The 10523-nt window shown below is 72.3% G+C and carries 11 protein-coding genes and 1 pseudogene; 7 read left to right on the plus strand and 5 right to left on the minus strand.

All coding sequences use genetic code 11. From position 1 onward, the window contains the following. Positions 1 to 968: cation diffusion facilitator family transporter (locus ACWEBX_RS34590; RefSeq protein ID WP_451888716.1), on the minus strand; the 968-nt coding region annotated here is incomplete at its 3' end. A 150-nt stretch (positions 969 to 1118) separates the two neighbouring features. On the opposite strand from ACWEBX_RS34590, the gene ACWEBX_RS34595 reads away from it, so the two are divergent. Next, positions 1119 to 1424, plus strand: coding sequence for a DUF4235 domain-containing protein (locus tag ACWEBX_RS34595; RefSeq protein WP_451888717.1), 306 nt, complete (start codon positions 1119 to 1121; stop codon positions 1422 to 1424). Positions 1425 to 1455: 31 nt separating this feature from the next. On the opposite strand, the gene ACWEBX_RS34600 is transcribed toward ACWEBX_RS34595, so the two are convergent. Both ACWEBX_RS34600 and ACWEBX_RS34605 read right to left on the minus strand, forming a co-directional pair. Beyond that, positions 1456 to 1917, minus strand: a complete 462-nt coding sequence (locus ACWEBX_RS34600) for a pyridoxamine 5'-phosphate oxidase family protein (RefSeq protein WP_451888718.1) — start codon at positions 1915 to 1917, stop codon at positions 1456 to 1458. A 91-nt stretch (positions 1918 to 2008) separates the two neighbouring features. Further along, positions 2009 to 2773, minus strand: a complete 765-nt coding sequence (locus ACWEBX_RS34605; protein WP_451888719.1) for a TetR/AcrR family transcriptional regulator — start codon at positions 2771 to 2773, stop codon at positions 2009 to 2011. Positions 2774 to 2928: 155 nt separating this feature from the next. On the opposite strand from ACWEBX_RS34605, the gene ACWEBX_RS34610 reads away from it, so the two are divergent. From ACWEBX_RS34610 to ACWEBX_RS34625, 4 genes are all read left to right on the plus strand, one after another. Further along, a complete protein-coding gene (locus ACWEBX_RS34610; RefSeq protein WP_451888720.1) occupies positions 2929 to 4422 on the plus strand; it encodes an APC family permease in 1494 nt (497 codons plus the stop codon). 34 nt (positions 4423 to 4456) lie between these two features. Further along, positions 4457 to 6088: an amidohydrolase gene (locus ACWEBX_RS34615; protein ID WP_451888721.1), complete on the plus strand. Its 1632-nt coding sequence runs from the start codon at positions 4457 to 4459 to the stop codon at positions 6086 to 6088. 91 nt (positions 6089 to 6179) lie between these two features. After that, complete coding sequence (locus ACWEBX_RS34620; RefSeq protein ID WP_386980008.1) at positions 6180 to 6542, plus strand: DUF1304 domain-containing protein; 363 nt, start codon at positions 6180 to 6182, stop codon at positions 6540 to 6542. Continuing rightward, positions 6539 to 7093, plus strand: coding sequence for a TetR/AcrR family transcriptional regulator (locus ACWEBX_RS34625; protein ID WP_451888722.1), 555 nt, complete (start codon positions 6539 to 6541; stop codon positions 7091 to 7093). The genes ACWEBX_RS34620 and ACWEBX_RS34625 overlap by 4 nt, the downstream gene beginning before the upstream one ends. A 33-nt stretch (positions 7094 to 7126) precedes the next feature. Here ACWEBX_RS34625 and ACWEBX_RS34630 read toward each other — a convergent pair whose 3' ends face one another. Both ACWEBX_RS34630 and ACWEBX_RS34635 read right to left on the minus strand, forming a co-directional pair. Then, complete coding sequence (locus ACWEBX_RS34630) at positions 7127 to 7975, minus strand: hypothetical protein (protein ID WP_451888723.1); 849 nt, start codon at positions 7973 to 7975, stop codon at positions 7127 to 7129. A gap of 71 nt (positions 7976 to 8046) precedes the next feature. Further along, entirely contained in the window at positions 8047 to 8994 is a 948-nt protein-coding gene (locus ACWEBX_RS34635; protein ID WP_451888725.1) for a GlxA family transcriptional regulator, read from the minus strand. Between the two features lie 137 nt (positions 8995 to 9131). Between ACWEBX_RS34635 and ACWEBX_RS34640 the strand changes: the two genes are divergently transcribed. Both ACWEBX_RS34640 and ACWEBX_RS34645 read left to right on the plus strand, forming a co-directional pair. Then, a complete protein-coding gene (locus tag ACWEBX_RS34640) occupies positions 9132 to 10082 on the plus strand; it encodes an NADP-dependent oxidoreductase (protein WP_451888724.1) in 951 nt (316 codons plus the stop codon). Positions 10083 to 10328: 246 nt separating this feature from the next. Next, positions 10329 to 10523, plus strand: a pseudogene (locus ACWEBX_RS34645) (hypothetical protein); the annotation flags it as partial.

Here is a 10523-nt window from a genome sequence, read left to right on the forward strand (position 1 = left end):
ACGTCGAGGAAGATCTGGTCGGCCGCGGGGAAGGTATGGGCGACCGAGCGCTTGATACGGACGGCGACCTCCTCGACCTCCTCGCTGTCGAGCCCGGGGACCAGGTCGATGCGGGCGGCCACCAGGGTCGAGTCGAGGCCGAGCTCCATGGTCAGCAGCGCTTCGACGCTGTCGATCTCGGGCTGTGCCTTCAGCAGTTCGCGGATCCGGCCACTCTGCTCCTCGTCCACCGCCCGGCCGATGAGCTGCTCGCGGGCGTCGCTGCCGAGCCAGAAGGCGATGCACACGAGCAGCAGTCCGATGGCGAAGGAGGCGGCGGCCTCCCACACGACCTGGCCCGTGATCATGTGGAGCACCATGCCGACCATCGCGAGGCTCACCCCCAGGACCGCGGTGCCGTCCTCGGCGACGACCGTCCGCAGGGCCGGGTCGCGCATGCCGTCGCCGCCCTTGCCGCGGATCTGGAAGAGAGCCCGCAGAAGCGAGGCGCCTTCCGCGAGCAGGGCCACGCCGAGCACCGCGAGCCCGGTCATATAGCCGCTGAGGGATTCCTCGGCGCCGTTGCGGAGCGCCTCGAAGCCCTGGAAGAAGGAGAAGCAGCCGCCCATGACGAAGATGCCGACGGCCGCGAGCAGTGACCAGAAGAACCGTTCCTTGCCGTAGCCGAAGGGATGCCGCCGGTCGGGTGGCCGGCGGCTGCGGCGCAGCGCCGCCAGCAGGAACACCTCGTTCAGGCTGTCCGCCACGGAGTGCGCGGCCTCCGAGAGGAGCGCGGGGGATCCCGAGATCAGGCCGCCCACCGCCTTGGCCACGGCGATCACCAGGTTGGCGCCCAGTGCCACGAGCACGGTGACCTTGGTCCTGGCGTCCGAGCCGGCCGAGCCGGCCTCCGTCCGCCGCTGCTCCTGCTCCTGCCGCCGTGTCGACGGGGCGCGATCCGTCGGTTGCGTCGTCTCTTCACCACTCACACCGGCCGGTTTCCCTCGGGTCTCCACCTCACACCGGCCCTGCCGGGACAATCGGACCGAGGGGTACGAGGGCGGCACCTTGGGCACCCGTACCCGGTGGGAGGAGGCCCGCCCAGGTCGGCGGGCCCGGAAGCGGAGAAGGAGTCCCGGGTGTCCAAGAAGCGGAAGAAGCTCACACTGCCCCTGGCGTACAAGCCGATCGGCTTCGTCCTCAGCTGGGCCGGAGGTGCTGTCGCCGGACTCGCCTTCCAGAAGACCTGGATGGCGATACGTCACGAGGAGGACGCTCCCGACGCCCTGGACAAGGACCGCGGCTGGGGCGAGGTCCTGCTGGCGGCAGCCCTCCAGGGCGCGATCTTCGCGGTCGTCCGCAGCGCGGTGGACCGCTCGGGCGCGAAGGCCATCGAACGGTCCACGGGCGTCTGGCCCTCCCCCACCAAGTCCGGCCGCGACTGACCGGCACCCACGCGGCGCGGGCCCGGCGACCTCAGTCGGCCGACAGCCATGCGCCGTCGCGCATGAGGTCGCGGCCGGAGAGCTCGTCGGCCTCGCGCCAGGCCTGCACCCGTACGGGAGTGACGCTGAAGTACAGATAGTGGGTGTCGAGTCCGCGCGGGTCGAAGCCGGTCCTGGCGGCGAACGCGTCACTGACCCCCTCCGGCAGTTCACTCGCTTCCAGGGTCCGGACCGTGCCGTCGATCATCACCACGTCCCGTGTCGGCCCGAGACCGAGGCGCACGGTGCCGGTCGCCCGCAGGTTCCGGCCCGTGGGACTGGCGGCGGGGGTGGCCAGCACGACGGTCGTGCCGTCCCAGAGGTAGGACAGCGGTACCAGATGGGGCGTTCCTGCGGCGCTGTCGGCGGTGGACACCCAGACGTCGACGTCGGTCTCCAGCCGGTCGAGCGTGTCCTGCTTGCGCTGCTTGCGGGTGCGGGCGGGCGGGTTCATCTGCGGACGGCCTCCTGGTCGACGGCGTACGGACGGCGCACCTGCGCCGGGAGCGGGCAGGGCCCCCGCACGGATGACGGTGGAGCGGGCCTCAGTGTGACGGGCCGGGCCCGTCCGGGACGGGTCCCGGCGCGGAATCGCCCGCGGTGAGTTCCGCGAGCCGGGCCGCGGCGGCGCTCAGCAGCATGTCGAGCGCCGTCGGATAGGAACTGTGCCGCATGTCGAGCACGAGATGGCGGGCCGTCGCCGCGATGTTCGGATGGCTGCCGGCGGGCAGCCGGGCGTACGTCGCCCGCCACACGCCTGCCTCGGCGTCACGGGCGGCGGGCGGCAGGGCGACACTCGCGGCGTCCAGGGCCGCGAACGCGAGCGCCTGGTCGACGAAGGCGTGGTAGATCCGTACGGCTTCGGGATCCGGGAATCCGGCGCCGCGGAGCACCCCGAGGATCCGCTCCACCGCCTGGATCTCGTGGACCCGGCCGGTCACCCGGTAGGAACTGAGCACGGCGGCCTGCGGATGGGCGAGGGACCCGGTGTGCATGCGCAGGCCGAGGTCCCTGAGGTCGGCGCGCCAGTCCCCCGTGGGGTGCCAGGCGCGCAGCGTACGGCCGATGAGCTCGTCAGCGATGGCGAGCAGCAGATCGTCCGTGTCGCGGAAGTACCGGTACAGGGCGCTGGGGTCGGCGCCGAGGGCGAGGCCGAGGCGCCGGACGGTGAGGGCGTCGGCGCCGTGCTCCTTGAGCAGCCGCAGGGCGGTCTCGACGATCAGTTCCTCGGAGAGCACGACGCCGGTCTTGGTGGGGCGTCTGCGCCGCCGGGCGGCGGGCGGGACGACGCGGTCGTTCGTGGACGTCATGGGATCTCCCCTCGGTGCGGTGCGCGGTCTCTCCGGCGCGGTCCTCCTCCGGTGCGGGCACCTTATGTCAACGCCGTTGACCTGTTAAGGCCCCGGGCAGTTTCATTTCCGGTCATCGGGCCGGAATCAGGCCCCGGGTGCGATCGGAGCAGGCCATGACGCAGAAGCCGTACGGTGTGGATCCCCCGTCCTTGCGCAAGACCCTCGGTCTGCTGGACGGTGTCGCCATCGCCGCCTCCAGCACGGCGGCGACCACCAGCATCGGGATCGGCCTCGGGGTGACGGCGGGGGTGGTCGGGCTGCATCTGCCCGCGATCATGCTGCTGGCGTTCGTGCCGATCCTCGGCATCGCCGGCGCCTTCTCCCGGCTGAACAAGGTCGAACCGAACGCGGGCAACGGCTATGTGTGGGTGGGCCGTTCGCTCAGTCCCTGGCTGGGTTTCCTGGTCGGCTGGGTGAGCATCGTGGCCACCGTGGCGTTCCTCGCGTACACCACGGCGGTGACCGGTTCGGCGATGATCCAGCTCGCCGGCCAGGCGGGCGTGCACAAGGTGGCGGGGCTGGCGCTGGACCCGGGTTCGACCGCCCAGACCACGGCCGTGGGCGTGCTGGTCCTCGTCGCCGTCACCCTCACCGCGGTGACCGGAGTCAAGACCGCCGCACGGCTCCAGACCGGGCTCCTGGTCTTCGAGTACGTCGTCCTGCTGGGCTTCTGCGGATACGGCATCGTGAACGGTCCGCACCCCTTCAGCCTGAGCTGGTTCGACCCGTTCCAGATCCCGTCGACGACGGCGCTGGCGCAGGGCCTGCTGCTGTCGGTGTTCTGTTACTGGGGCTTCGAGGCGGCGTTCACCGTGAACGAGGAGGTGCGCGATCCGCGGGACGCCTCGCGGGCCGGGACCATCACGCTGGTGACCATGCTGGGGCTGTTCCTGCTCGGCTCGGTGGCCTTCCAGCGGGTGCTGTCCGAGGACGAACTGGCCGGGCACGGCGCCGAGGGACTGGCGTTCCTCGGGAACCGGCTCGCCGACCAGCCGCTGGCCGCGCTGCCCCTGGTGGCGCTGATGTTCTCGGCGGTCGCCTCGCTGCAGGCCGGGGTCATCCCGACGGCGCGCGGGATGTTCGCGATGAGCCGGGACCGTACGCTCGGGCCCGTGTGGTCCAAGGTCAGCGCCCGGTACGGCACTCCGGCGATGGGCACGCTGCTCATCGGCGCGATGGCCGTGGTCGTCGCCGCGCTCTCCCTGGTGATCCCCCGCCTCGCCGACATGATCATGGCGACGGTCAACGCCGTCGGGATCGTCGTGGCGCTGTCGTACGCGCTCATCGCCCTCGCGGCGGCCGCACGGTTCCGCGGGCTGCTGCGCGAGAACCTGCGGGACGGGATACGCGCGGTCGTCCTGCCCGCCCTGAGCGCCGTGGCGCTGCTCGGCCTCGGCGGCTATCTCGCCTGGTCCTTCTACGACTCGGCCGATCATTTCGAGGTCAGCGCGGACAACGGCTGGTTCCTGCTGCTCACCCCGACCCTCATGATCGTCTCGGGCTTCGTGGCCGGCGCGTGGGCCAAGTGGGTCCGCAAGTCCGCCTACTTCACCACCGGACGGGGAACCGACGCCGACGCGCCCCAGCTCCTGGCCACCCCCAACTGAGCGCTTCCGAGCACTCGAACAAGGAAACGGAACCATGCACGCTGACCTTCTCTTCACCGGCGGCCCGGTGTTCACCGCCGAGGGCCGCGCCGCGACCGCGGTGGCCGTGACCGGCGATCGGATCATCGCCGTCGGGAACGCCGAGGTCCACGACCTGGCGGGACCGGGCACCGAGGTCGTCGACCTCGCCGGGCGGCTGCTGCTGCCCGGGTTCCAGGACGCGCACGTCCACCCGCTCCCCGCGGGCCTGGAACTCTCCCAGTGCGATCTCACCGGCGCGAGGACCGCAAAGGACACCCTGGCCGCCGTCCGCGCGTACGCCGAGGCCCACCCCGAGCGGGAGTGGATCACGGGCGGCGGCTGGTCCATGGAGGCCTTCGCCGGCGGCACGCCCACGAAGGAGCTCCTGGACGCGGTCGTACCGGACCGTCCGGTGTATCTGCCGAACCGGGACCATCACGGCGCCTGGGCCAACAGCCGCGCCCTCGAACTCGCCGGCGTCACCCGGGACACACCCGACCCCGCCGACGGGCGCTTCGAGCGGGACGCGTCCGGTGAGCCCACCGGGATGCTGCAGGAAGGAGCCATGCAGGCGGTCGGGCGGCTCACTCCCCCGGCCACCGCGGCCGACCGGCTCGCCGCGCTGCTGCACGCCCAGCGGCATCTGCACGCGCTGGGCATCACCGCCTGGCAGGACGCGATCGTCGGCACCTTCGCCGGCATGGAGGACCCGGCCGAGGCGTACATGACGGCGGCCCGTGACGGTTCGCTGACCGCGCGCGTGGTCGGCGCCCTGTGGTGGGACCGCGCCCGCGGCGCCGAGCAGATCCCCGAACTCGTCGAGCGACGGGCCGCGTTGGAGCTCGGAAGGTTCCGGGCCACCAGCGTGAAGATGATGCTGGACGGGGTCGCGGAGAACGGTACCGCCGCGCTGCTCGACCCCTACCTCGACAAATGCGGCTGCGCCACGGCGAATCGGGGCAAGAGCTTCATCGACCCGGATCGTCTGCCCGCGCACGTCACCGAGTTGGACGCGCTCGGATTCCAGTGCCACTTCCACGCGCTCGGCGACGGCGCCGTACGCCATGCCCTGGACGCCGTGGAGGCGGCGCGGAAGGCGAACGGGCCGAGTGACACCCGGCCACATCTGGCGCATCTCCAGGTCGTGCACCCCGACGACGTCCCCCGCTTCGCCGCACTCGGCGCCACGGCGAACATCCAGCCGCTGTGGGCCGCCCACGAACCGCAGATGGACGAGCTGACCATTCCCTTCCTCGGCCCCGAACGGGCCTCCTGGCAGTACCCGTTCGGATCGCTGCTGCGCTCCGGCGCACGGCTGGCGGCGGGCAGCGACTGGCCGGTCAGCAGCCCCGACCCGCTCCAGGGCATCCATGTCGCGGTCAACCGGGTGAGCCCGGACGAGCCCGGGCCGGTGTTCCTGCCGGCCGAACGCATCGATCTGACCGCCGCGTTGACGGCGTACACCGCGGGAACGGCGTACGCGAACCACCTCGACGACACCGGGACCGTACGGGCGGGTGCCCTCGCGGATCTCGTCGTCCTGGACCGCGACCCCTTCGCGGGACCGCCGGAGGCGATCAAGGAGACGGGTGTCGCGCTCACCTACGTCGGAGGGGAGCGCGTGTACGCGGCGCCGGACGCCTGAGCCGCCCGATGGCCGTCACTTCTTGGACAGCCGTCCAGCTATAGTGGACACCTGTCCAAGAAGTGACGAGACGAATCGGAGCATGCCGACGATGGAAACGGCCGCGAACGTGCTGGTGGGCCTGGTGGCCGCGCTGCACGCGTACATCCTGGTGCTGGAGATGTTCCTGTGGGAGAAGAAGCCGGGGCGGGGGCTCCACGGATTCGACGCGCCGATGGCACGAGCGACCGCGCCGCTCGCCGCGAACCAAGGGCTCTACAACGGGTTCCTCGCCGCAGGACTGGTGTGGGGTCTGATCGCGGCGGATCCGACCGGGCATGACGCGCAGGTCTTCTTCCTGTGCTGTGTCGTGGTCGCGGGTGTGTACGGAGCGGTCACCGCGAACCGCCGCATCCTCTTCGCCCAGGCGCTGCCGGGGGCGCTCGCCCTGGCCGCCGTCCTGCTCGCCGGATGACACCCGACGACCCGCGCTCCGCCCGGACCCGCGCGAAGCTGCGGCAGGCACTGCTGGAGGAGTGCGCCGAACACCCGCTGGAGGAGACCGGTGTCGCCGCGCTGGTGCGGCGGGCCGGGGTCGGCCGGGCCACCTTCTACGTGCACTACGCCGACCTGGAGGCGCTGGCGGTCGACGCGTGCGCCGATGTCGTGCGGGAGGCCGTGGAGGCGCTGCACGCCTGGCGCGGCCGGCCCGACCCGGTGTCGGCGCCCCCCGCGCTGCGCGCCTTCTTCACCGGACTCGCCCCGCACGCCGGTCTCTACCGCGCGCTGCTGAGCCCGGGCGGCGGCGGCCCGCTGGGCCTCGTGCTCCACCGCGACCTGCGGGCCCGCAGCCTGGCCGAGCGCACCCTGGCCGGTGCGCCGGACGCCCCCCTCGTCGCCTCGGCGGTGGCCGCCACCTTCGCGGGCGTCCTCGCGGACTGGCTGCACGGCCTGCTGGAGGGCACACCGGACACGGTCGCGGACGAGGTCTGGCAGCTCCTCGTCGCCCTGCACATGAGCAGGTGACGCGCCGGGCCTGGCGGCGGCCCGGCCCGCGGCTCACCGGCAGCCGAAGGGCGACGTCGTCGCCGGCCACGCCTCCACCCCGTCCGAGGTCCTGACGTACGCCGTGGCCCTGTCCGGCGTCAGCCAGAGCCGCCGGTCGCCGTAGCGGTAGCCGGTGTCCCGCGCGTCGGCGGGCATGCGGACGTCTCCTTCGTAGGCGGCGGTGAGGGCCTCGGCCGGAAGGACCCCGCGCGGATCGCGCGCGTACTGACGGCCGTACCGGCCCAGTTCGAGGAAGTGCGCGCTCTGCCAGTCACAGTGCTCGGCGCCCGCCACACTGGACACCTCGGTGGTCGGCACGCGGCGGCCGTCCCGGTCCGTCCAGATCTCGTACCCCCGCGCCTTCGTCCAGCTCGCCGGGAACTCGGAGGGGTCGCAGGACGCGCTGGTCTCCGGGCCCCAGCCCGGGCGCCGCGGCTGGTCCTTCGCGACGACGACGGCGACCTTGGTCCTGCCTCCGACGTCGTACGAGAACAGGACGCGGTCCCCTTCGACGCGCTCCACCCGGTAGCCCTGCTCCGGCAGTTCGGGCTGATAGATCTCGAAGTACGCCCTCAGTCCGTCCTCCGGCGTCGACCCGCCGTCACCCTTGCTCCACGCGTCGCCCGCGTCGCCCGCCCGGATCGCGCCGTCGCACTCGAGGGCCCGGCCCGCCGCCCCCGAACTCTCCTCCGCGTCCCCGTCGCCCTCCGCCGTGTACGGAAGGTCCAGCGGCCCGGTGTACGGGGCGGCGGGGGCGGTGCCGGTCACCACCACCCCCTCGTGTCCGTCCCCGCCGCACCCCGCCGCCGCGAACCCCGCCAGCGCCACCACCGCGGCCACGATCCCGCTGCGCGTCCCCACCACAGTTCCTCCACCCGTCGTTCGTGCTTCTACGACGCCGGGGTGCGGAGGTTCGTTCGGCGGGCCGGGGGTCAGCGTGTGGTCTGGAAGGTACGGCGGTAGGTCTGCGGCGAGACACCGATCGTCGCCTGGAGGTGCTGGCGCAGCGAGGCGCCCGTCGCGAAGCCGACCTCGCCCGCGACGCGGTCCACCGGGAGATCGCTGGCCTCCAGCAGATGGCGGGCCCGGGAGAGCCGCTGCTGGATGAGCCAGCGGCCGGGGCTGAGGCCCACCTCGTCGTTGAAGCGGCGGGCGAAGGTCCGCAGACTCATGCCGGCGTGGGCGGCGAGATCGGTCAGGGTCAGCGGATCGCCGAGGCGCGCGAGTGCCCAGTCGCGGGTGGCGGCGGTGCTCGCCGTCGAGGGTTCGGGCACGGGCTGTTCGATGAACTGGGCCTGGCCGCCCTCGCGCAGCGGCGGGACCACGCAGCGCCGGGCCACCTTGTTGGCCAGTTCGCTGCCGTGGTCGCGGCGGACGATGTGCAGGCAGATGTCGATGCCGGACGCGGCTCCGGCCGAGGTGAGGATGTCGCCGTCGTCCACGAACAGGACGTCCGGGTCCAGGTCGACCCGCGGGAACAGCCGCCGGAACTCGTCGGCCACATGCCAGTGCGTTGTGGCCGGGCGCCCGTCCAGCAGTCCCGCGGCGGCCAGCACGAACGCGCCCGTGCAGATCGAGACGATCCGCGTGCCCGGACGGATGTGCGCGAGGGCGGCGGCGACCTCGTCGGGACGTCCGATGGGGAGCGCGGCCGGAGTGACGGCGGCGATCACCACCGTGTCCGCCGTCCGCAGGACCTCCGGACCGTGGCCGACGGTGATGGAGAAGTCGGCGTCGGTACGGACGGGACCTCCGTCGAGGGTGCAGGTCACCACCTCGTAGCGGCCGTCCGCAGCACCGAGGATCCGGCTGGGCATCCCCAGCTCGAAGGGATAGACGCCGTCCAGCGCGAGGACCGCGACCCGCTCCACGCGCTCCACCGGCTCCCCTCGCTCCCCGCAACCCGCCCACTCGGCCCGCTCCGCGTCCAACGCCGTTTTCCGCATGGCACGATCTTATCGAAGGTTGGCAATCATGCCATTTTCTGCCGGGACGCCTCCGGGCAGGCTGGTTCACCATGAGCACTGTGAACACGATGCGAGCCATCAGCCAGACCGTCCTCGGCGGTCCCGAGGTTCTTGAGGAAGTGACCATGGAGCGGCCCCAGCCGCGACCGAACGAGATCCTGGTCCGGGTACGGGCCGCCGGCGTCAACCCGACCGACTGGAAGCACCGCGCGACCGGCGGGTTCCTCGGCGAACCGCCCTTCGTCCTCGGCTGGGACGTCTCCGGCGTGGTCGAGGCGACCGGGATCGGCGTCGCCCTCTTCCAGCCGGGGGACGAGGTCTTCGGCATGCTGCCCTACCCCTTCGGCCACGGCTCGCACGCCGAGTACGTGACCGGTCCGGCCCGCGCCTTCACCCTGAAGCCGTCGGCGATCGACCACGCGCAGGCCGCGGCCCTCCCGCTGGTCTCCCTGACCGCCTGGCAGGCGCTGACCGAGCGGGCCGGCGTGCGGCCCGGACAGCGGGTGCTGATCCACGCGGCGGCCGGCGGAGTCGGCCATGTGGCGGTGCAGATCGCGAAGTCCCTCGGCGCGTACGTCATCGGCACCGCCAGCGCGGGCAAGCACGACTTCCTGCGGTCCATCGGCGTGGACGAGACCGTCGACTACACCAGCGTCGACTTCGCCGAGGCCGTGCGTGACGTGGATGTCGTCCTGGACACCATCGGTGGCGAGACGGGACTGCGCTCGCTGCGTGTCCTGCGACCCGGTGGCGTGGTCGTCTCCATCCTGCCGGTCGGGTCCGACGCGTTCTACGAGGAGGCCGAACGGCTCGGCGTCCGGGCGGTACGGATGCTCGTCGACGCCGACCAGACCGGGATGAGGGCGGTCGCGGATCTCGTCGAGAAGGGCGCGCTGCGCGCCACGGTCGCCGAGACCTTCCCGCTCGCCGACGCCGCCAAGGCGCACGCCCTGGGCGACACGGACCGGACCACCGGGAAGCTCGTGCTGGTGGTCGACTGACGCCGTACGGCCTCTCCGCCGCACGGCCCCGGTGCCGCACGGCCGCGGGCCCGGGCAGCCGGCGCCCGGGGGCCGGGGGCTGGGTGCCCGGGTGCACATCCGGCCAACTCGCCGCGCACAGCGAAGACATATGTCAATCGAACATGCTGGAATTCACCTCAACGAGGGTAACTTGCTGAGCAGGAAACGGTTTTGCTCCCGCGTCACCCGGGAGCGGGCCGACTGCCGGCTGGAGGTGATGTCCGCGTGGCCAGCGACTTCGCACCGTGCACCCGGCATCTGCGGATCCACCAGGACCACGGCCACGTGGTGCTGGAATTGCACGGGGAGATCGACCTGCTCGCCTCCACGGAGATCACCCCGCTCCTGGACGCGGTGACCTCGGACCCCGCGCCGCAGGTCGATCACGACCTGCGCCGGGGCCGAGGACGTCATGGGCAC

It is taken from the genome of Streptomyces sp. NPDC005070, assembly GCF_053600395.1.

What these genes read in the sequence shown, in the direction of transcription:
- ACWEBX_RS34605 (WP_451888719.1), bottom strand. Translation starts at nt 2,773, where the DNA reads ATGACGTCCACGAACGACCGCGTCGTCCCGCCCGCCGCCCGGCGGCGC.
- ACWEBX_RS34640 (WP_451888724.1), top strand. Translation starts at nt 9,132, where the DNA reads ATGAGCACTGTGAACACGATGCGAGCCATCAGCCAGACCGTCCTCGGC.
- ACWEBX_RS34615 (WP_451888721.1), top strand. Translation starts at nt 4,457, where the DNA reads ATGCACGCTGACCTTCTCTTCACCGGCGGCCCGGTGTTCACCGCCGAG.
- ACWEBX_RS34610 (WP_451888720.1), top strand. Translation starts at nt 2,929, where the DNA reads ATGACGCAGAAGCCGTACGGTGTGGATCCCCCGTCCTTGCGCAAGACC.
- ACWEBX_RS34620 (WP_386980008.1), top strand. Translation starts at nt 6,180, where the DNA reads ATGGAAACGGCCGCGAACGTGCTGGTGGGCCTGGTGGCCGCGCTGCAC.
- ACWEBX_RS34625 (WP_451888722.1), top strand. Translation starts at nt 6,539, where the DNA reads ATGACACCCGACGACCCGCGCTCCGCCCGGACCCGCGCGAAGCTGCGG.
- ACWEBX_RS34600 (WP_451888718.1), bottom strand. Translation starts at nt 1,917, where the DNA reads ATGAACCCGCCCGCCCGCACCCGCAAGCAGCGCAAGCAGGACACGCTC.